The following is a 21,036-nucleotide window of genomic DNA, read 5'->3' on the forward strand; positions in this document are numbered from 1 at the left end:
TTCTACAATCACCGCAGGCTGCATTCCTCGCTGGGCTACCTCAGCCCGATGCAGTACGAACAACGCTGGTACGAGGCACAGCGCAAAAAGGCCGCGTGAATCGTGGGTTAAGAACTACACGAAACAGGGGCAAGGTCAGTGTTTCGTTCGCAAGCCGGGGGAATGATCACCTGAACCCGCTCGCCACTGGGCAGATCTGCCGACAGGATCGGGTTGTCTTTTGTGATCTTCTTTGAGTTGGCAGTGGCAATGAGAGTCGCTAGGTGCAAGCAATTTCGGAAGGTCACGCCTGGCGCGTCGTGACGCTGCCAGCCGATTTCTGACTCTGTCCAGATTTCGCCTGGACGATTGATCGAAACTTCCGTGAGGTCATCTCGCATGAGGTATGGCGACAGTGGCTTCAAATACTCGTCGAGCATCGGAGTCGAGCTCACGATGGGCCGAGCACTCAGAATCTCGCGCGGATCGACCTCCAATGCGCGAGAAGTCAGTACCTCAGCAGAGGTGTCGAGAGCGCAATCCGTCATTGAACGGCTCGTAGTGCATAGACTCCGGAGAAGTCGAGATCCCGCGCCACCAGCACCTGCACATGCGCACCTTGGTTCACCGCCAGGGTAGGGGGGATGTTGGTCGACTGTTCCAGCATTGATTCGACGACCTTGGAGCCGCTGTTGGCGGTGTTGCTGTATATGTTGGTCGAATTGCCCGAGTTCTGGCCTCCGCGAGTCGCTGCCGCTACAGAGTCACTCACGAATGACATCAAGATGGCTGAACCGAAGCGCTCCCAGAAATGGTCGTCAACCTTTCCTCCGATGCCGCTCCGTCCAAGAGCGTCTGTCCCCGGGCTGTCCAGCGAGACGATGACTCCGTTTGGTGTCTTCGCACGCGACCATAGGACGAACATGCGAGCTTGGCCTTGCTTGAGAGCGCTTCGGTACTCTCCGACGAGCTGACTACCTCGATCAAGAAGCATGACTTTTCCGTTGTCAGAGAACACATCGCGGGTGAGCCTGCAGGTGACCATCCCTGGGACGGAGCTATCAATGGCTGTCTCCAGCGCGCAGTCAAGCGTAGAGCCTTTCGTGATAACGTAGTTCCGGTTGGGCAACATTGATGCTGAGACCATTTGTGCCTTTGTTGGAACAAGGTGTGCAGTCAGCGAGTTTTGGGCAGGAACATCTGGAGACGGAGGCGCTCCATTCGACTGGTTCATCAACATGAGTTGTGCAATCCGCTCCTCCTCCGTTGTGGCGCCGCCAGCCGCGTTGCGCGCGCCCTGTGCGGATGTAGAGGACGTACCTCCACTCCCGCCGATCACAAGCTTTCCGCCAAGTTTTCGGGCCATCCAATCTTCTGAAGGATCTTTTTCAGCCGACTGTCCAGTTGCTGGAGGCGGCACGGGTGGCTTCTCGAGCTGAGGCATTTCCAACGCGGGCATGCGATTGGCAATCTTTGATTCTTCGCTGCGTTTGGGCTGTTCTGCAGGGCCCTTGTTGATCGCCACGATCGCACCCACGCCAATGATGATGATGAAGACAAAGCCGGCGATGGTCGTTAGCTTGTTTGCATTGGCCTTGCGATTGATCGAAGGTAGTCCTGCGTTCTCGTCGAAGTCGGCCGCGGCCATTCGAGCACGCATCTGCTCGCTTTTCTCATTGCCGTGGGGCGAGTTGGCGTCCTCGCTTGCATGGGTTTGCTTGTCCATTTTGTTCATTCCCTTATGAGTCGCTCGACTTCACGGGAGACGGTGCCAGTGACACCGGCGCTACCTCTCTCAGGATCAAACGACTTGTTGATGACGCTGGCGACCAACTCGCCTTTCCTAAGGATGACCTGGGCCAGTAGCTTATGGATTGCTATCGTGTTCCCGCTCATCACGTTGGTGTTGACCAGCGACTCTTTGCCCTTGGTATCGATGGCGTACACCGCCGGCATATCGCGGCCGTGTGCGAATGTCAGGTACACAAAGCGCCCATCGTCGTATGCCGAGATCGGGCTGATGTCTGAGTCACCTGCGACCCAGTAGTCGAGGTTGTGCGGCAATGATTCCGGGGGGTTTGCCAGCTTGTTCTTGATGTCCTGCTGCGCTGCGCGCTGCTGTGACAGTAGAGCTTTCGCAGATCGCTCCGCCTGGTCCTCGTCGGGGTACCGGAAGGAAAGCGAGAAGACCAGGGCAGGATTCGACCATGCGCTCTTGTCCTTTCTAGGAAGCTGCTGCACGACCAGGACGAAGTGATAGGTGCGCTTGTTGGTGACGATAGTCAGATTCGTGTCGGCGTGCTCTGCACGCGGCTTCACGTACAAGTTGTTCCCTCTCGGAGAAACATCCCAAGCGAGCTCATCCCCAATTGCGACATCCTTGATCTGTTCACTCGCGCTGAATTGGATGTGAGTCGAGACTCCGTAGAAGGCATTGACTTTGACAACGTTGGTCGCGCTGTAGCTGACCACGCGGACGCGGGGATCGGATGCGCCAGGCGCTGGAGTGACCTCTGCATGGGCGAGCAGGGGCATGACGCAAAGCGCCAGAATGACTTTTCGCATTGCAATTACGGGTGTTCGGGCTTCTCGATCGCAGGGACGATCGGGAGCACCCCGGGCTGATCGGTTCGTGTTTGCTCAGACAGGGCGCTGGATGGGGCCAGTACGGGCGCTGGCGCGATGAACGCTTTGCGTTCGACGGCAGTGAGCGATTCAGGGTCAGCTCTGTAGTCCGTCACCTGAAATCCCAAGGGATTGAAGGCGCGGTCTTTCTCGGACATGGGTGTGCCAACGTATTTGAAAGTGACCGTCGCCGCCCAGTGAGAGATTTCCGGCCGATCGCCGGAGCGCTCGATCTCTTTGGCATATCGTACCAATGCCACCGTCGGCTTAACAAAGGAAACTCCCTTGATGGAGATACGCACTTTGGCATACTGCCCATAGACGTTGAGCGGGGAGCGCGAATTCTTAGGTTGAAAATATTCTTGGAATTTCTGCTGTTCACTAGAACCGCTGAGAATTCCTACCGAGTAATAAGTCTCTGCTGCTGTCTCTTTGTTGAATCCTTCCCGGTTCCGCACGTACAACTGAAGAAAGTACTTGTTGAGCGATTCTTCATGATTCGTTTCACCTTGCTTTAGAGATCTGACGACATCAACCACACCTGTTGAGTTGTCAACTCGAATGACAAATGGCTCACTCGTTTTAAGAGGCGTCAAAGCTAAAACTGCTGCTGTGCTGAGCATAGCAAGCACCGTTGTCGCCGACGCCACTCGCCAAGCCCATTGCCTTGACCTACATAGCTCCAATATTTTGTCGGTTTCCCAACTGGCTGTCTCTGCCAAATAGGCTTTCAGGTTGCCCTCGTCGCTTCGCGCCATCTTCACCTCAGAAACTTGATATGTGCTAGGTCCGTGCGCAGCAATGGGTCGCTCCTGTGAACGACCTCAAATGTGGACCCGCCCTGAAGGGCGAGCACCCGCAACGCACTTTCCAACGATATTTGGCGAAGATCTAAGTCGACCTTAGTAGCAGCGACTTTGCCTTGTGGATCCAAGACCGTCAGTTGGCTTTGTTTTGCTTGGATTGCAAGGAGCGCGTCAGTGGCCGTTCCCTTGAACTTCAGATCGAAGATTCTAGGGATGTTGACTTCTGCTTTTGGTAGCGTCTCTTGATTGATTGGGCGATATTCGCCCTTGACTTGTGGGAGATCAGATCCGCAACCGGACGCGACAGCTGCCGCTAACGAAAGAACGATCAAACGAAAGTATTGAGATTTATTTTTATCCATGCTTGATAGTTGTACTGTTATGGAGTTCGGCTCTTTTTTCTGGGAATAAGTGGGTTGCGCGAAGCCCACCGAGCCATATCCGCTTTTCGCTTGCGATCTGCTCGGAGGGTTGTAAGAGTTTTCCCGGAAGCTAATTTCAGCCCACTTTTTCCGCCGCTGCGTATCTTGCTATATGCCCATCCAATACCATTTAGTGTGCTGAGTGCGACACCTCCGCCCAATCCGGAGGCTACGCTGGGCATCTGCATTAGAATCAGAAAGCCGATAAGCGAAATAGCTATCATCTGCATAGCATCTCCAAGGTTTGGCTCCGTGTTGAGCATGATTACGAAATACTGTTCGATTAAAACGAGGATTATTTTTACGCATGCCGCGGTGAGCATTACGAGGAAAACGTAGTTCAAAACCTGACCTATCCATGAGTCGAGGAACTTCTTTGTGGTCTCAAAAATAGCCAGCGCGATGAAGATTGGCCCGACCCCGAGAAGAATTGCCAAGGATAGTTTCCCAAGTATGAATAGAAACGCCGCGTAGCCCGTTACTATAACTCCCATTATTAGTAAAGATATTCCAGAAAAGAACAAAGTTAGATCAGGAATGCCGTAGCGGGATTCTCTTTCGGCAGCAATAAGAAAATTGTTTGCAAGAGTGAAGAATCGACTAATTAGCGTATCCAAAAAATTAATGCTGTTGCGAGCATCTCTCCCGATAACAACTTTGGCTATAGCGTCTGGTGAATTCCAGATCCAATCGGCTACATATTGCGAGTAGAGACCAGCAGTTAAGGCAATGCCAGTGATCACTGAAAGCCTCACTATGCGGGTTATTCCGTCTGTGATCGGTTCATCGATCACTCCACGCATCATCGACCAGCCCCAAAGCATTATGTAAACAGAGAGAAGAACGGTCACCGCAGGGGCAATTGAAGAGGCCACTGCCGAGCTTGTTGACCCGATGAAAGCGACAACACCTTGATCAGTCTTTTGAAATATTGTCGAAAATATGGTTGAATTGATCGTTGTGAGCGGCATCTGATGACTTGTCTCCCAGTTGCGAATCGGAGTCTTGTTTAGACGATCGATCCTCATTTGCGATCCTGATTTTCTGCACGGTTCCAAATCCTGAATTGCTTCAGGTTTGTCTTGGCAGTGGGCCTGCCAGTACAAACTTGCATTTTTTCCATCGTAGTGAGGAAGTTTTTCCTTGACGCAGCCGACGATGACAAGTGCTGCGGCAATCACGGTCAACACACCAATTTTCACTGTTACCACCTTGTTATTGGTTGAGTTGAGAGACGGCGAATTGCATTGTCTGTAGACATCTGCTGAGAGCGTCGTGTTTGGATGTCCTGCATACGAACCAGCATTGACATTTTGTTCTGCTCATTTTGGAGCATTACCTGTTCTGCCTGTATTCTTGCGGCGAGATCTGCGATGTCTTTCGCTTCTGGAGCGTTGTTCACCTTGTCTAATAGAATTTGAATTGCTTCAAATCGCTGCGATGCCTGTTTGTATGCCTCTGAAGTCATTGCCTCATCGATAGCGATCTGTCGCTTAAATTTCTCGAAGCGTTGCTCAGGGGTGAGACGGCTTTCGCTGTTGATTATTTGTAGCAGAGACTGCCAATTTCCATAGCCGGTTGACACCGCGGTTTGAAAATCCGCGGGTAGATATTTCCTACCTATTGGATCGTTTACCAGATTGGCCATTCCCCGAATGCCATTCAAGCTTTTATACTCTTCAACTAGTTGCTGGTATTCGCGCAACATCTGAATGTACTGTGCGGCCCAGCTCGCAATCTGTGTGGTTTCTGTCGCAATATTGGTGACGAACGCGTACGACGGGCTGTAAAGCGAAAATGAAAGAACAGTCGCCAAGACGAGTGGGATGGGTTTACGCATTAAGCGCCTTTCTGCGTTGAATATGAAATTCGTTGAGCCAAATTGCTGGGTCTGACCCGAGGTCAGCGACTAGCCGCTCTGTCATCAAGGACGTCGCGGTGTTTCCGGAGAGCACCGCGAGTTCGTCCTCGAAACCGCGCATGTTTAATTCAGCCACAACTGATCCAGAACCTTGTTTGATGAGGAATTTGCGAGACTTTTCTCCAAGCGACTTGATGATTTCAAACTCGCGCTTGGTCACCTTAAAACCCTCAACGTAGTCCTTGTAGTCGGCCTCGGGATTGGGAAGGAAGATCTTTGTTGCCGTTTGGCCGACAATGGCGAACGCTATAGGCGACTGGAGCACCTGGCTGGGCGACTGGGTGAACATGGCGAGAAAGCCATCTTGCTTCCGAATCGTCACAAGCTTGTTTTTCGCGAGATCCTCGAAGGCCGGATCGTCAAGAAGCTTCCAAAACTCGTCCATGAAAATGGCAACGCGTCGGCCGTCAAACAATGACTCGATCCGATGCATCAAGTACATGATCGTTGGCGTGCGTGTCTCAACGTTATCGAGAAACTCTGTCACGTCAAAGCCCATGATTGGGCATTCGTCGATGTTCAGGGTGTCGGCCTCGTTGTCGAGCAGCCAACCCAGTGGGCCACCCCGGCACCATCGCTCCAAGCGAATGCACAGTCCATCCGCGTCAGTGGGATCCAAAAATTCCATCACAGCACTTAGACGACGATGCTTCTTGGCCACATTCATGACGCCATGAATTGCCGAGGAGATCTGCTTTTCTTGCGATGGTGATAGCGGCATCCCTTCCCGACGTACCAAGAAGCGGACCAAGTTCTCCAAGAAGGTCAGGTTGTTGGGCGTAGGCTCAAGCTGAAATGGATTGAAGCCGGATGGCACACCGTTTTTGAGTGGGAAGTAGCGCCCACCCATTGCTCGCACGGCAACTGCCGCACCCAGATCTTTGTCAAAGAGAACGCAGGAAAGCGGCTTCTCCGGCGGGCGGTTGAATTTCTGGAGCTGCGCCAATAAAAAGGTCTCGAGCACGGTCTTGCCCGTACCGGATTTGCCGATCACGACCGTGTTGGCCAGTTCCTTGTGATTTGGGTCCAGCTTTGCGACCTTACGCGCATCGGCACCTTCTTCGCCTTTGTGAAAGCTGAAGTAGTAAGGCGCACCCGCCTCGGTCTTGAACACTGCTACTGCCGGTCCCCACTGATTTCCAGCAATGCGGCCGAGCGGATAGTTGTGCAAGCTTGAAAAGCCTGCGAAGTTTCGACTCGTGATGTCCCCGAGACGGATTCGATACTCAAAATTGCCAGGCAGCAGCGACCAGTACCCGCCGGCCATCCCTGCATCCTCTCTTGCCCATTTGATGCCCACATCGGACAACGCGGAGCCAGCGTCGCTGATGTTCTGCTTTAGCGCCTTCTCGTTGTTTGCGCGCACGACGAGCGAAAGAGAATGAGCGCCCATAACGAAGTGGTTCGACGTGAGATCGTCGAGCGCTTGATCAATGGCTTCAACCTGGCTCTTGGCCACGTCGCCGGCGTTCACCATACGCTGTTGCTGACGGACCATTCGGCCACGCGCTACAGGCTTTGACAAGAAGGTGAATGATTGTCCAAGAACAAACTCGAACGGCATGGACAACAATTCGTTGAGCAGGCCAGGCACTGTCAACGACGGATATTCCTGGAAAGCCAGCACGGCCGCAAAGCTGGTGTGCGTAGGCCCCATCAGCGACATCAATCCACCCTTGCCGAAGAATGGCCGCGCCGTTGCGAGAATAGTTCTGATCTCAGCCCGAGGCAGCGGAAACCTTCGCCACTCACCATCGATCAAGTACGCTAGGAATTCGCAGACTTCCGTGAAATGAACTCCGTTGTGTTCGTATACACCGAGCAATTCCGGGTCGTACCGATCCAGCGCAGACATCGTCGTGGATATGAGGTCTTCGATAGAGTCGAGATGCTCGAACTCCTGTTCAATAATTTCCTCACGTGTCGGCCGCGAGAACAGATCAATGATCTTTGCGGCTCTGATCGGCTGGGGCCGATAGACGACCGACACATACAGCTCGTTGATCCGGAGGACATCAGCGCCCATTTGGGCGCGATACCTTTCGTTCAGGCCAGACACGAAACCCGGATCAAATTCCCCCTCGGGGTAAGCATTGAACTCTCGCCGGACCACGTGAGTCCAGACCGCCACGTGAGGAGACGCAATGTTGCGTAGCCAACCGTTGAGCTGCTCGTGCCACCCATTGACGTTGGCAATGTCAGCACTTTGGTGGGCTGCTCCCTGCACGCGCATGCAGAACAGGAAGTCACCATTTGCCAGCTTGACGACATTGCGAGTCACGTGACTCGAGTAGGGAATAAATTGGCTAGTTGGCACCTCTGTCTTCAACTGAGGGGCGAACTTCAGTGGTGCTTTCATGTTGCAGTTATTCCTGGTTGGTGCGACTCGTAGCTTGGGAGACAAGCTGCAAAGGATGCGGGTGAGTCACGCACAGATAGGCTTTAAGGTGCTCAGGATTCCGTTTTCTTAGTTGGAAGATGGGAGTAACTCGTTGACATCCAAAAGCGGCGGTTCAGGCAGTTGCCATAGGTTCGAACAGCCATTGCCCAGTTGTCGAATCGGCCAGGGTCGGTTGCGCTTGCCAAGTACAGAAACGCGTGGCTTGGCACAATGCTCAAAAGCCACAGTGGACTGCCCGTGCCAAGGAACACCATCGCAACAACGATGATCTCGGCCACAAATGCCGTATAGGGTATTCCCATTACGTTTGCCGGCCTTGTGAGGCCGACAAACAGGTCATCGACGGTCAGCTCATCAATACCCTCGCTCACCGTCAATTGCCTGCGGCAGATTTGACGTAGTCAACGATAGCGGGGGCACCGAATATCAGAACAATTCCGATGATGATCTTGATAGCCCAATCCCAAGACAATTTTCCAGCAAGCGCGGCAATTCCACACGCAATGACTGCGATAACGGCAATCGTTCTAGCAAGACCGCCAGTGAATATCTCAAGCACCTTGTTGGCAGCGTTGTCCCAAGGTTCTGATGCTGCAATTGCGGTTTCAGGGAAAATCAGCAGGATAACGACTAGGGCAAGGACGATGTAGTGCGCAATTACTAACGAAGAATTTCCTGCTCGTGAGGAATTTGTGATGCTCGAGCACGCGTTTGCATTGGAGGCCATTTGGATTGATGTTGTGAGCACGTTGTGAACCTTCCGTGCTTTGTTGTATTCGAGTGGCGCGGTTCTGCGACTCCCCGCATCTACTCGCCCTCATATTTAGAAATTTACGTTTCACCCCCGGAATTGACTGAAAAAGCGCTGAAAGTGTCTTCGCGTATAAGGCTTGCCGAATCTCGGCAACTGTTCGAAGTTGCCTAGTTAAAAGGCCGGGAAAAATTTGATGCCGTTCTAATAGACGAATGGAGATGCTGGCCGGCCGTTCCCAGTCGCTCCATAAACAAATTCCGAGTGTGCTCGGTAGGCGCCGATGGCGGCCTGGTCGTCTATGTGCCGTGGCCGCGCATGCTCACCACGCGGGACCAGCGAATTGTTTGGCAAAGGCTTTTTGGGCACCAAAGGAATGGCGGCTGCGGGCGAGCTCTCTACAGGCCTTGCAGAATGGCGGCTGGCATTGGCTGTCACTTTGCGGACATAGCCATTGCGGAAGCCGCCGATCTGATTGCCTGTGTTGTAAGTGCTGATTGCAGCGAGTAAAGCGGTCTGAGGATCTCTTTTAGTCAACAGAGCTGCCTTATAGTTCTCAGTCAATATTGCCGCGCCCCCCGCAAGGTTAGCGCATGGATCGAAGGCATCGTCGACGCTCATCCTGAGACGCTTTAGGTTGGCTGAGTTGATTTGAGAAAATCCAAGATCAATGTTGTATCCACTGCTAATTAGCCATCTCGCAGTTGAAACCGCCTCGTCTTTAGTTTGCGGTTGTCGAGAAAGTCGAGCGGCGGACTTATTGATGCCTATCGAGAAGGGCTTAAAGGATGACTCGGTTTTAACCACTGCCGCCATGGTTTGAGGGTGAACCTGTGGGGCGCAGCGCTGAACGAGGGCGGTGAAGTCTGGAAGATCCATTTAATCAAAAGGCTGATGCTGTTAATTCATCGATTCAAGGTCCGCGATCATACGTTGGATAATTTTGGTTTTCTTGTCTCTGAATGCAATTAAGTAATTCAAAAAGTTAGAACTGTTTGATGGTGCTTACTAGCTTTCAGAATGCTGTCCTTAAAATTACTAGCAGTGCATATCATCTGGTGATTTGCAAATAAAAGAACGACTATGCTTTTATTTTTAGTCAATATTTTTTTGACACTTTCGGCTTGAGGAATAACTTTCGCAAGTCAATATTTCGGCGGTGGCACGCCCTTGAGCACTAGGACTGCTGTACGCACCGCGGCGGCGAGCTTCGCGTTTAACGACCTAGGCCCATACGGTCCCACGGGGTTGCTTGTCCTGGGCCCGGGTGCGGTGACCATCACCCATCCCTCGCTGCCCATCACCGTGGTCTGGGTGCTGTGGGAGCCTCGATCGTGCTGCCCGGTACTAGGCACCATACCGGTGACCTGTAGCTCAATGGCAACTGCTAGGAGATGCGCGAAGCGGAACTGCCCGTATAGGCGGCGCAGGTCGACGACCTGCCCACTGCGATCATGGTGGAGGACAAGCCCTTTGCGCGCCTCGCCGGCGCAGTGACGTGCCTTGCAGGCGTCAACCTGGCGCAGAGCATGGGGGTGGCGCCCTCGAGCGTCTTGATGCTGCCCACGCTGCCATCTCCATTCGTGCCAGACCGGCCTGCATAGTGACGGCGGCATTGCAGGTGCCAAACTGAAGCTGGGCGCTGAGGGCTTGCAGGAGCTGGCCACTGGCGGCTAAACCTACCCCCTTCGCCCCGACTGCACCCGCGCGGGCACCGCCACGGGCACGCTGCAGATGGGAGTGGACGAGCAGGGCCTGATCGTGCTCCAGCTCGGCAATAGAATCCGCCAACTTTTGCAGCCCGCGCTGCTGAACGCCGCACAGGCGCAAGGGATTTTCAGCACGGCCATCTCGGATACTGCACTGGCGGCGCAGCCGGGAAGTAGCGACGGCGCGCTCACGGTCACCCTGGCGGGCCAGCAATGGCTCCTGCTAAAACAGTGGGTGCGGCTGCCCAGCGGTGCGGACCAAACCGGCCCATGATGGGCGTTGATGGCGTGCTGCACCTTGCGTTGGGGACCCAGGTGCAGGGGCTACGCATCGCAGAGTGATCGGTTGTGTCGCTGCTGCGCGGCCAGTTGATCGCTGTCGGTTTCGCTGATCAACTGCAACGGTGCGCGCAGCCTGCTTTCGTGTGGCTAGTTTTCACGGCTTTGCAGCCTGTAAAAGCCGTCGCAAGCCTTTCGGGCTCTTGAGGCCAACAAACTGAACGACGTCGGTCTCGGGGTGGCCCTTGTTCAACAGGTGAACAATGAAGGTGTTCCTGAGCACCTGTGGACCGACGCGCATTGGCTGACTGCCCGATCCGACTGTGCGGCTAGCGTTCATCACGCATCCACTTACTGCGGAGAACAGTACCGCGACTGCGAGTGGGGTTCCGCGATTCGACACGAACAGCCACTCTGATGTTGACGCCTTCAAGTTGTTCGAGCGCCATTTCAGCCACCGCATTAGCGCTCGGCTCGACTCCGTAGGCAAAAGTAACGTGCGGCTCTGAAAGGCTCGCTTCCCGTGAATTCGTAGAGAGAATGGCTTTTCCACTTGAGATGCGTCAGCGCCCTGGAACGTGATGTCCTCTGGGCGCAACTGGCGGATTTCCTCAGGCGCTAAGTATAGATATTATATTATGAAAAGAATCTCGCGGTCTCTGATCTCATACATGGAATCGCCGGCAGGGAAGCATGATGGCAAAGCTTGCCAGATTGGGTCGGGGAGAACGTGACCAAGCTGCAAAGAGACCGCTGGCGTCTCGGCCTCGGAGAGCGCGGAAACGGGATTCTCGACTATCCAGTTGTTGCTCAGTGCGGATGCATAAATGCGCTCGAGAACGCGCCAGTACCGTCGCCTGGTGACTTCGCTGAGCGGGCGAGCAGGGTTGTGGGCGGATTTTTGACCTGCACGTGGTTGCAGGAACTGAACGACATGCTCGCGTCCTGCTTCGTGCCAAAGTAGTGTGCGCACAGAATTTCCGCGGTCAACGACAAGAAGAACTGACGACAAGTGCTTCAGCCAGGATTGCCAAATAGCCAGATACGGTGCTGAGGATGCGGCTCCTAGGGGGTCCTGCAGTTTGCTCGTCTCTTTTGCTAGCCAGAGTTCGAACAGCGTGGTTCCTTCAGGTGGATCTATCGTCGAACTGTCCATACTAAACTTACATGACTTGAACGAAAGGTGGGCGCTTTCATGATGGCAGGCGCGGGCGTTAGCGTACACCTTGTGTTGTAGTCATGTAAGTTTAGTTTGAATGGTGCTGAGAGACAACCGAGCAGCTGCACGAGTCTTCAACTGGCTTTGGTATGTAGAGGGCAGCGGCCGCGGAAATGGCTGGCGGAGCAACTCGATCCGATTGAGCCCCTGGACGGCAACGCCATCGCTCCCGCCGCCGCAGGCCTTGGCAGACGCGCGCCAGCTGCCCTCATTGTTTTTGGCGCTGTCCACATTGCTCTACAACCTCTCGTATGCACGGCATATTTCAATGTATGTGAGGGCCGGCAGCAGACGATTTGAGAGCACGGGGCATCGGGGACAATTGAGCATCCCCGCCTTTCTGCCGATGAGACACTTTCAATTCCGATGGGTCCTGCGTGACCAACAATACGTGTTCACTGCCATCGCTCAAACGAGCCGGGCACAGCAGGCTGAGGTGGAGGCGGAGATCGCTGAGATCTGGGCCTGGCTGCAGCGCCAGAAGCTACGCCCTGGTAAATTTGGATGGGAAGCGACCCGCAAGACACAGACCACCAAGATCGAAACGTTGACGGTCAACCGCGGTGCTGTCGAGAGCGACGGCGAGACCATCTTTCACCCTCAGGAAACCCGCCTGGTGCTGACGCTTCCAGATATGGTCGCAGTCAACTTCCGTTTCGAATTCAACGTGGTGGACGACCGGGCGTAGCGGGGTCGCCGGCCAAGCATATCGCCTCCCCTCTGCTCGATTTCGCACGGTACATCGCTTCATCGGCCTTGCGCAGCAGCTCTTGCATCACCACCCCATCGGCTGGCCACTGCGCGATGCCGATCGATACGCCCACCTGCAGCACCAGGGTCTCGATGGAGATGGGCTCGATGACGCCTTCGTGGAGGCGGCGTGCAAGCCCGATTGCCGCATCGCGGCTGTCCACACCCAACTGCAGGATGGCAAACTCATCCCCGCCCATGCGGGCAACCACTTCGGCGTCGCGTGCGATGGCCCGCATGCGGCTGGCAACGGTGGCGAGCAGCTTGTCGCCCGTGGCATGGCCATGGGTGTCGTTGACCGCCTTGAACCCGTCGAGGTCCAGGTAGTGCACCGCGAAGCCCTTGCCGCTCTTCTCGGCGATCTGGGCTGCATTGGCGAGCAACTCCAGGAACGCCTCCCGATTGACCAGGGAGGTCAGGCCATCATGCCGGGCCACATGGTGGATGCGCTCTTCCTGCCGTTTGCGTTCCGTGATGTCGGAGTAGCTGCGCAGCACCCCGCCGCCTTCGATGGGCACGCTCTGCACTTCGATCACCCGGCCGTCGGGGCGCTTGCGGTCGTAGCAGAGGGGGCCGTCCAGCAAACTGCCGGCACGGATGAAATCCAGCACGTTTTCGGGAGTGTTCACGAACTCACCTTTTCCCCATTGGTGGGCCAGAACCTCTGCGAAGGGAGGCTTGGATGCCATCAGGTCAGGGGGGAGTTCCAGAAGCTCGACGGCGCGCCTATTGCAGACTTCCACAATCAATTCTGGGCTGATCATCATGATGCCCTGGTTCATCCGCTCCAGGGTGGCCTCCAGCAGCGTGGATTTCTCGCGCAGCCTGGCCTCGCTCTCCCGGGCGCGCTGTTCTGCAAGCTCGAGCTGGTGCTGCTGCTGTTTGAGCACGGTGATGTCCACGTGCGAGAAAAAGCCCCAGGACTGGGGGCTGCGCTGCTCGATCACCCGGACCCAGCGTCCTCCAGGCAGCGGCACCTCGAAGGGGGCTCCGGAGAAGCGCATGCGCTCTGCCAGCAGAGACCGGCCGGTGGCGTACCGGTCCCGTTCCTCACCTCCTGCCTGTGACCAGGCCCGGGTGTACATCTCTTCAAACCGCATGCCCAGGACCGATGTGCGGTCAGGCAGGGCGTACATGGCCACGCATCGCTCGTTGATCCAGAGCACCCGGCTGTCGGCGCCGGTGACCATCATGCCGTCGGCGACGTACTCGAACAGGCGAACACCTTCCAGCGGCAACTGTGCAGCATCTGCGCCATCGCCGGGTGCGGGCTCTGCGGCTGCCAGCAGCCCATCGAGCGAGACCGGCTGCTGCGATGCCAGGTTCCAGACGCGGATGCGGGGCCCGCCAGGCAGGGGCAGGGATGCAACGCGCAGCACCTGTCCGCGGTGCTCGAAGGAATAGGGCGCCTGCTGGGCATGGTGGCGGGCGATGCCTTCCTGGATGTAGCGCTCGATGAACGGCATCTCATCGGCCGACAGCCGCCCGGTGTAGAAGCGCCGCAGGTTGGCGGCGTAGGGCTCGCCCCTGTGGACGTGGCCCTTGTGCTCGGGAAAGAAACGCAGGAAGGTGCGGTTCCAGACCATGGCCTCATCGGCGGCGTTGAAAACGCACATGCCGACGTCCAGGTCGTCCAGGACCTCCGCCACGATACGAAGCTGTGAGTGGAGAGTGGTCACTCCAGGCTGCTCTGGTGCGGGCACGTCCTTTGCGCTCATAGATCAACCAATTTGCGCCGGTAGACGCGACGCTCAAACTGCTATTTGCCGTCGCCTTCGGCCAGCATGGCAAGGGCTTTTCGTTTGCCGAGACCGAGCACCAGGTGGATGCGTTCCAGCTGCGCTGCGCGTGGGCTCGATTTGCCAGTTTCCCAGCGGTTGAGGGAAGCGGGTGAGGCCTGCAGCAGCGTCATCATCTCCTTTGCAGAGATGCCGAGCTCAGCGCGCTTCGCGGCCAATGACTCTGGTTTGAAAACCCACCTCCGACCTCCCTTGCGTGCCGGGGCAGGCTCAGGCTCGACAGGAACTGCCGTCGCTTTGACCACACGCTGAGCAGCCTTGAGTTGCGTAGTCAACGTCTTCACTTCGCGCTTGAGTGCGGCGATCTCCGAACGATGGGACGTCAGAGCCTTGCGCATGCTTTGGAGCTCCGGCTTAAGTTCCTTGCGGGCCATGCGGACGACTTCAGAACGGAATGCATCAGAGAAGGTGGTCATGGGCGCATTGTGTACGAGCCGGCCTCAAAGAGGGGCACTGTTGCAGAAATGAAAAAGCCGCCTAGGCAGTTGGCCCGGCGGCTCTCTTGATCCAAGGCTGGCGCTTACTCGCCTGCCTTGTCGGCCTTGCGCTTGGCAGCCTTCGGATCGACCACTGCCTTGAACTTGGCGCCTGGCACGAACTTGGGTACGGTGGACCCCGGGATTTTCAGGGCGGCACCGGTCGAGGGGTTCTTGCCGGTGCGCGCGGCACGCTTGGCCGACTTGAAGGTGCCGAAGCCGACCAATTGCACGGGGTCGTCCTTCTTCACTGCGGTCTGGATGGTGTCGATCAGGGTTTCGAGGATGGCACCGGCGGCGACTTTGGACAGGTCATGTTTGGTGGCCAGGATTTCGACGAGGTCAGCGCGATTCATAGTTTCTCAAGGGTGGATGGGAATGCGATTTATAGCTCAACCGTGCGTACTCAGTGCGCGGGGCTCAGTTTTGGCAGAAACTCGATTCCGGTGCGTTTGACCAAATCTTGATAGCTGATGGGCGGGCTGACCTGCTCGCCTTCGCGATTGGCTTGCCAGTACGCCCAGGCGCGTTGGGTGCTGGGGTCATAGACGAGTTTGTAGAGATAGGTCGGCACCTTCACCGCATTGCCGCCAATGGTCGGGCTCGTTGAAGTGAATACGGGCCCCGTGATCACGAAGACGTCACCCTTTGCCCTGCGGGCGTAGCGCCGCGTATCCTGCTCAATCTTGGCCCAAGCGCCTCCATTGTGCTGGATGTTCTGCGGGACCATGTTGGCCAGGCTGAAGCTCTGCGACATGGAAGAGGGCGTTGACATATCGCCTGCCGGCGCCATGTGCCCACGCGAGTAGCCTGAGCGCCTGTAGTCGTCCAACTCGGCGCGCTCGCCGTTAGGAAGGCGTGCGTCGGCGAAGAACTTGTCCGAACGCTTGTGGTCGGCGGCTTCGATGGTCTGGCGGTTCAAGCGCTGCGCCACGTAGACGGGTGTACGGGTCCCACCGTCGTGCAGGACTGCAAAGGCCTCGTAGCAGAGCTCGCGGCGCCGCGGCGCGGGCGCGACCGCCGGCGGCGTCGAGCGCGCAAAGAATTGTGGGCACTGAGCGAAGCTCGAGGGTTGGGGAATCAGGAGGGCCGAGCTGTCGAAGCCATGGCCCGAAGAGCGCGCTGAGGCGACACCGGTAAGGCCCAAAACCAGGGTCGTGGCCACGAACAGCCCGCGTGGCCAGAAAGAATGCAGATTCACGTTGTGCGTTGTTGAAGGAAACGAGGGATTGAAACACCCTTTGCCACGCAGCACTGGCCGAAGGGCAGCACCAAGCAGGGTCTTGCAATGAGGCGGAACTTACTTGTTTAGGCAGTCGCTCTTGACCTTCTCACGCTCATCGTCCTTCTTGCCTGTAGCCTTGATATTGCTGGTGCCCATCAGGTTCTATTGGACGGATCAGGCCTAGGAACGCCAACGTCATCGCCAGGACGGCTAAAGTCAGGACCCTGCGCATGGAAGTCCGGTGTTGTAGGTCGCGGCTTAAACAGCTGCTGGTGCTGACGGAGAAGTTCCCGCTAAAGGCATAGAGCCGCAATGCGCTGCAGTACCAAACTCAACCTGGCTAAAAGGACCTGGTTCGGTTACACACCGCAGCGGCATACTGCTGCGACCCTAGGGAGAGCTTCATGTGCTACAGCGCGATGGTCCGTGCGGACTACCAGAACTTCGTCCGCGAGTACGGGGCGAAGATGAGCATCAAAGATTTCTACGAGATCTTCTGGCGTCGGCTTGAGGACAGAAAGCTTGATGTCGTTCGCAGCGCTGAGATGGCCTTTGCCACGCCCCAAACGGAGGAAGAGCACGCGGTCAAAGACTTGATTGCCAAGCACGCCGCGGCCAGGTTGGTTGAGCTCACAGAGGACTTGGAGAAGCAGAAGGCGCGCCTGGTGGTTGCTGAGGCCAAGCTGCTAAAGAAGGTCACCAAGCTTGCGACCAAAGACAAGCGCATCGCGCTGAAGAAGATTCCCTGGTTGCAAGCTCACATCGACAACCTGCAGCGTACCCATGCTCTTGCCAGTGACGCCCGATTTTTCCCTGGTGAGTTTGTTCCCATGATGCTGATGCAGGATAGAGAGCGCATCTTGAAACCAATGCGCTTCCGGCTTCGACCGCCACATGTTCCACCGTCTTTCGATAAAGAGTACGACGGCACGTACAACGCGCGACGAAACAAGCTCAAGGGCTTTTGGCGGAAGCAGTACACCAATTGCCGCGGAGTGGTTGTCTTGACCAACTTCTATGAGCATGTCCACCGGCATATGGCCGAAGGGCGCGAGCTTGCGCCTGGTGAACTCGTGAAGGATGCAGTGGTGGAATTCCGACCTGAGCCAGAACAGTACCTTCATGCAGCCTGCTTGTGGGCAAGGTGGACAGGTCAGGGCGAGCCAGACCTACTATCCTTTGCGCTCATCACGGACGAGCCTCCTCCTGAGGTGCTTGCGGCCGGTCACGACAGGTGCATCATCCCGTTGCGCAGCGAAGACAGCGACGCTTGGTTGGACCCTGACCAGCATGACGTTGACGTGCTGGATGCGATTCTGGGCAGCAGGGTGCGTCCCTACTACAACCATGTCGTCGTCGACAGTTCCGACGCCACAGGAGAGCCTGAGTCCGATCCTTGAGAGCCTCCGCGATCGCTAAGAGGCCCCGCAGCATCCACCTGGTGCCGAACGCAACCAGGACAGCAGTAGCTATTTAAAGTTTCTGCTCTCCGTGACCAGGCGCCCCAGCAGGTGAGACAGGTCCGCAAGTTTGTCGGCAATCAGGCTGCACACCTGGCCCTGCCGCTGCCACCGACCCTGCACAGCCAGCAGCCGCGAGCCCAACAGCACCTGCCGCTGGCGCTCGCGCACATGCTCCCAGACAATGACCTGGATGGCGCCGTGCTCGTCTTCCAACGACACGAACACCACCCCGTTGGCCGTCTCCGGCTGCTGCCGCAGCGTCACAATTCCCACGGTGCGCACCAGCTGTCCATCCCGCACCCTGCGCAGGTCTGCCGAGGTCTTGAGCTTGTACCTGTCGAGCCTTGGCCGCAGGAGCTTGAGCGGGTGGCTGCGTAGCGTGAGGCCCGTGGATGCAAAGTCCCAAAGCACTTCCTCGCCCTCGCGCGCCGCCGGCAACTCCAGCACCTCCTCGTCGATGGGCGCATCGTGAAGAATCTCCGGCGTAGCATGTAGCGCCGCAGCCTCCCATACCTGCTCGCGCCGGTGCCCGGACAGTGACGCCAGGGCGTCCGCCGCGGCGAGCAACTTCATCTCGTGCAACTCAAGGCCGCACCGGCGGGCGAGCTCCTCCGCGTTGTCGAACGGCGCACGTGCTCTCTCTTCTTCGATGCGTGCAGCGCTGGTGGTTCGCAGTCCTCCAATCAGCCGCAGGCCCAGGCGCACCGCAGGCTTGCCAGGCAAGTCTTCCAGCGTGCAGTCCACATCGCTGTGCATCACATCAACGGGGCGCACCACGACACCGTGGCGGCGGGCATCCTGAACCAACTGGCTCGGGGTGTAAAAGCCGAGAGGTTGGCTGTTTAGCAACGCTGCCAAGAATGCTGCGGGCTCATGGCACTTTATCCATGAGGAGGCGTAGACCAGAAGCGCGAAGCTGGCTGCATGCGACTCCGGAAAACCATACTCAGAGAACCCCTTTATCTGTTCAAAAATGGACTCGGCAAAGCTGCGCTCGTAACCTCGCTCCAGCATGCCGTGAACGATTTTGTCGTAGTACTTTTCGAGGCCGCCCTTGCGCTTCCAGGCAGCCATCGCGCGGCGCAATCCATCCGCTTCGCCTGCTGTAAAGCCCGCGGCCAGGATGGATATCTGCATGACCTGTTCCTGAAAAATCGGCACGCCCAAGGTCCGCCCCAAAGCAACCTCCAACGCCTTGCTCGGATACGTCACAGGCTCCTCCCCCTGCCGCCTGCGCAGATACGGATGCACCATCCCGCCCTGGATGGGACCAGGCCGAACCAGCGCCACCTCCACCACCAGGTCGTAGAAGCACTGCGGCCGCAGCCGCGGCAACATGGTCATCTGCGCACGCGATTCGACTTGGAAGACCCCCACGGTGTCCGCCTTGCACAGCATGCGGTAGGTCCTGCGGTCTTCGGGAGGAATGTCCTGCATCGTGAAGTCGTAGCCACGCTGTAAGCTGATGAAATCCAGCGCCCTGCGAATGGCCGACAGCATGCCCAGGGCCAAAACGTCGACCTTGAGGAGGCCGGCGGCATCGAGGTCATCTTTGTCCCATTCGATGACCGTGCGGTCCGGCATCGATGCGTTCTCCACGGGCACCATGCGGCATAGCAAATCGCGGGTGAGCACGAAGCCGCCCGTGTGCTGCGACAAGTGCCTCGGAAACCCCGCCAACTGGTCCGTCAGCGCCAGGAGTTGCCGAACCGCAAGCGAGCTGGCATCCATGCCCAGCTCGTCGAATCGCTCCATGCGGAGGTTGTCTCCATCGAACCACTGCTGGCCCTTGGCGATGGCATCCACGGTCTCCAAATCGAACCCCAGCGCCTTGCCGACATCGCGTATCGCCGACCTCGGCCGGTACGAGATGACCGCCGCGGTCAACGCGGCGCGGTCGCGTCCGTACTTCTCATAGAGGTACTGGATGACCTCCTCCCTGCGTTGGTGCTCAAAATCAATGTCGATGTCCGGAGGCTCGTTGCGCTCCTTGCTGATGAACCGCTCGAACAGCACCGACATCCGTGCAGGGTCGACCTCGGTCACACCCAGGCAGTAGCAGACCACCGAGTTGGCGGCCGAGCCGCGGCCCTGGCACAAGATGTGGCGGGACCGAGCGAACACCACGATGTCGTAGACAGTCAGAAAGTACGGCTCGTACTGGAGCTCGCAGATGAGGTCGAGCTCGTGCTCAATCTGTTGCTGGACCTTCTCGGGGATGCCCGATGGCCAGCGCCGGCCTGCGCCTTCGTATGTCTCCTGACGGAGATAGCTCGCAGCGGTATGGCCTGGCGGCACGACCTCGGTCGGGTACTGGTACTTGAGCTCATCGATGCTGAAGCTGCACCGGGCCACCACGTTGAGTGTCTCGGCCAGCAGCTCTGCAGGGAAAGTTTGCGCAAGCCGCAGCCGGCTTCGCAAGTGGCGCTCAGCACTGCGGTCCAGCTCCTTGCCGCATTCGGTCAATGGCTTGCCGATGCGCGTTGCCGTCATGACGTCCTGCAGCGGCTTGCGCGAGCGCACATGCATGTGAACATCGCCCACGGCCACCAGCGGCAGCGCGGTGAGCGCCGACAGCTCGCGCATCCGGTGCAGCCACATCTCATCATCGAGGCGGCGCACCAGGTCGACCCCAATCCAGCACCTCCCCACAAAGTGGTCGAGCATCCATCGGCCCATGGCCTCCAGCTGGGCCGCCTTGGCTGACCGTTCGGGGCACAGCAGGGCCACACAGTTCTTGAGCTCATCGCCGCGGATGGTGTCCAGGGTGAGGTGGTAGGTGCCTTTGTCGGAGCTGCGACGGAGCTTCGTGATGAACTGGCACAGATTGCCGTATCCATCGAGCGTCTGGGCCAGTACGACGAGTACAAACGGCGCCTCGGTGCTGTCGCGCGGCGACACGAGGAACTGGGAGCCGAGGAGCAGGGGCAAGCCCGCCTCCTTGGCGGCCACGTGGGCACGCACCACACCGGCCATGGAGCACTCGTCCGTGATGGCCAAGGCGCTGTACCCCAGTTGTTTCGCACGGTCCACCAATTCGTCGGCCGCGCTGGCGCCGCGAAGGAATGTGAAGTTCGAGATGCAGCGCAGCTCGGCGTATTCGGGGACTGCGGTGGGCTGGCTCATGGACGCCGCCCCAAGAACCGGTAACGCAGTACCGTTTTTGCTGAAACCGGTACTGCGTTACCGGTTTGCGCCGATGGTGCACGGG

General features: G+C 57.3%; 21 protein-coding genes. 4 read left to right on the forward strand and 17 right to left on the reverse strand.

Annotated elements, in window-relative coordinates; all coding sequences use genetic code 11:
- Positions 1–99, forward strand: a 99-nt coding sequence (locus ACK59X_RS06990; RefSeq protein WP_366827632.1) for an IS3 family transposase, incomplete at its 5' end; no start/stop codon positions are given.
- A 424-nt stretch (positions 100–523) separates the two neighbouring features.
- On the opposite strand, the gene virB10 is transcribed toward ACK59X_RS06990, so the two are convergent.
- The 10 genes from virB10 to ACK59X_RS07040 all read right to left on the reverse strand — a co-directional run bounded on the left by virB10 (position 524) and on the right by ACK59X_RS07040 (position 9,784).
- Positions 524–1,705, reverse strand: coding sequence for a type IV secretion system protein VirB10 (virB10, locus tag ACK59X_RS06995; RefSeq protein WP_409956169.1), 1,182 nt, complete (start codon positions 1,703–1,705; stop codon positions 524–526).
- Positions 1,706–1,710: 5 nt separating this feature from the next.
- Positions 1,711–2,544, reverse strand: a complete 834-nt coding sequence (virB9, locus tag ACK59X_RS07000; RefSeq protein WP_409956170.1) for a P-type conjugative transfer protein VirB9 — start codon at positions 2,542–2,544, stop codon at positions 1,711–1,713.
- Positions 2,545–2,549: 5 nt separating this feature from the next.
- Positions 2,550–3,362, reverse strand: a complete 813-nt coding sequence (locus ACK59X_RS07005) for a virB8 family protein (protein ID WP_409956186.1) — start codon at positions 3,360–3,362, stop codon at positions 2,550–2,552.
- 2 nt (positions 3,363–3,364) lie between these two features.
- Entirely contained in the window at positions 3,365–3,772 is a 408-nt protein-coding gene (locus tag ACK59X_RS07010; protein ID WP_409956171.1) for a hypothetical protein, read from the reverse strand.
- A 17-nt stretch (positions 3,773–3,789) separates the two neighbouring features.
- Complete coding sequence (locus ACK59X_RS07015; RefSeq protein ID WP_409956187.1) at positions 3,790–5,013, reverse strand: type IV secretion system protein; 1,224 nt, start codon at positions 5,011–5,013, stop codon at positions 3,790–3,792.
- A 23-nt stretch (positions 5,014–5,036) separates the two neighbouring features.
- On the reverse strand, positions 5,037–5,672 hold the full coding sequence (locus tag ACK59X_RS07020; protein WP_409956172.1) for a type IV secretion system protein: 636 nt from the start codon (positions 5,670–5,672) through the stop codon (positions 5,037–5,039).
- Positions 5,665–8,112, reverse strand: a complete 2,448-nt coding sequence (locus ACK59X_RS07025; protein WP_409956173.1) for a VirB4 family type IV secretion/conjugal transfer ATPase — start codon at positions 8,110–8,112, stop codon at positions 5,665–5,667. The genes ACK59X_RS07020 and ACK59X_RS07025 overlap by 8 nt, the downstream gene beginning before the upstream one ends.
- 92 nt (positions 8,113–8,204) lie before the next feature.
- A complete protein-coding gene (locus tag ACK59X_RS07030; RefSeq protein WP_409956174.1) occupies positions 8,205–8,525 on the reverse strand; it encodes a type IV secretion system protein VirB3 in 321 nt (106 codons plus the stop codon).
- Positions 8,526–8,527: 2 nt separating this feature from the next.
- Positions 8,528–8,902: a TrbC/VirB2 family protein gene (locus ACK59X_RS07035; protein ID WP_409956175.1), complete on the reverse strand. Its 375-nt coding sequence runs from the start codon at positions 8,900–8,902 to the stop codon at positions 8,528–8,530.
- 207 nt (positions 8,903–9,109) lie between these two features.
- Positions 9,110–9,784, reverse strand: a complete 675-nt coding sequence (locus ACK59X_RS07040) for a lytic transglycosylase domain-containing protein (RefSeq protein ID WP_409956176.1) — start codon at positions 9,782–9,784, stop codon at positions 9,110–9,112.
- Between the two features lie 861 nt (positions 9,785–10,645).
- Between ACK59X_RS07040 and ACK59X_RS07045 the strand changes: the two genes are divergently transcribed.
- Positions 10,646–10,888 carry a hypothetical protein gene (locus ACK59X_RS07045; RefSeq protein ID WP_409956177.1) on the forward strand — a complete coding sequence of 81 codons (243 nt, stop codon included), beginning with the start codon at positions 10,646–10,648 and terminating at the stop codon, positions 10,886–10,888.
- Positions 10,889–11,050: 162 nt separating this feature from the next.
- On the opposite strand, the gene ACK59X_RS07050 is transcribed toward ACK59X_RS07045, so the two are convergent.
- Together ACK59X_RS07050 and ACK59X_RS07055 are read right to left on the reverse strand one after the other, a co-directional pair.
- A complete protein-coding gene (locus ACK59X_RS07050) occupies positions 11,051–11,491 on the reverse strand; it encodes a tyrosine-type recombinase/integrase (protein WP_409956178.1) in 441 nt (146 codons plus the stop codon).
- A gap of 33 nt (positions 11,492–11,524) precedes the next feature.
- Positions 11,525–12,049: a hypothetical protein gene (locus ACK59X_RS07055; RefSeq protein WP_409956179.1), complete on the reverse strand. Its 525-nt coding sequence runs from the start codon at positions 12,047–12,049 to the stop codon at positions 11,525–11,527.
- A 247-nt stretch (positions 12,050–12,296) separates the two neighbouring features.
- Here ACK59X_RS07055 and ACK59X_RS07060 point away from each other — a divergent pair, with 247 nt between their 5' ends.
- Positions 12,297–12,800, forward strand: a complete 504-nt coding sequence (locus tag ACK59X_RS07060; RefSeq protein WP_409956180.1) for a hypothetical protein — start codon at positions 12,297–12,299, stop codon at positions 12,798–12,800.
- On the opposite strand, the gene ACK59X_RS07065 is transcribed toward ACK59X_RS07060, so the two are convergent.
- The 4 genes from ACK59X_RS07065 to ACK59X_RS07080 all read right to left on the reverse strand — a co-directional run bounded on the left by ACK59X_RS07065 (position 12,775) and on the right by ACK59X_RS07080 (position 16,221).
- Positions 12,775–14,541, reverse strand: coding sequence for a PAS-domain containing protein (locus ACK59X_RS07065; protein ID WP_409956181.1), 1,767 nt, complete (start codon positions 14,539–14,541; stop codon positions 12,775–12,777). The genes ACK59X_RS07060 and ACK59X_RS07065 overlap by 26 nt on opposite strands.
- An 80-nt stretch (positions 14,542–14,621) precedes the next feature.
- Positions 14,622–15,077, reverse strand: a complete 456-nt coding sequence (locus ACK59X_RS07070) for a helix-turn-helix domain-containing protein (RefSeq protein ID WP_409956182.1) — start codon at positions 15,075–15,077, stop codon at positions 14,622–14,624.
- A 104-nt stretch (positions 15,078–15,181) separates the two neighbouring features.
- Positions 15,182–15,493 (reverse strand): HU family DNA-binding protein, encoded by a 312-nt coding sequence (locus ACK59X_RS07075; protein WP_409956183.1) that lies wholly within the window; start codon positions 15,491–15,493, stop codon positions 15,182–15,184.
- 50 nt (positions 15,494–15,543) lie between these two features.
- Entirely contained in the window at positions 15,544–16,221 is a 678-nt protein-coding gene (locus ACK59X_RS07080; RefSeq protein ID WP_409956188.1) for a DNA/RNA non-specific endonuclease, read from the reverse strand.
- Positions 16,222–16,766: 545 nt separating this feature from the next.
- Between ACK59X_RS07080 and ACK59X_RS07085 the strand changes: the two genes are divergently transcribed.
- Positions 16,767–17,762, forward strand: a complete 996-nt coding sequence (locus ACK59X_RS07085; RefSeq protein WP_409956184.1) for an SOS response-associated peptidase family protein — start codon at positions 16,767–16,769, stop codon at positions 17,760–17,762.
- Between the two features lie 69 nt (positions 17,763–17,831).
- Here ACK59X_RS07085 and ACK59X_RS07090 read toward each other — a convergent pair whose 3' ends face one another.
- Entirely contained in the window at positions 17,832–20,951 is a 3,120-nt protein-coding gene (locus ACK59X_RS07090; RefSeq protein WP_409956185.1) for an error-prone DNA polymerase, read from the reverse strand.
- Between the last annotated feature and the right edge of the window lie 85 nt (positions 20,952–21,036).

Origin of the sequence: Acidovorax sp. (assembly GCF_046339755.1) — a bacterium.
Classification (GTDB): Bacteria; Pseudomonadota; Gammaproteobacteria; order Burkholderiales; family Burkholderiaceae_C; genus Acidovorax.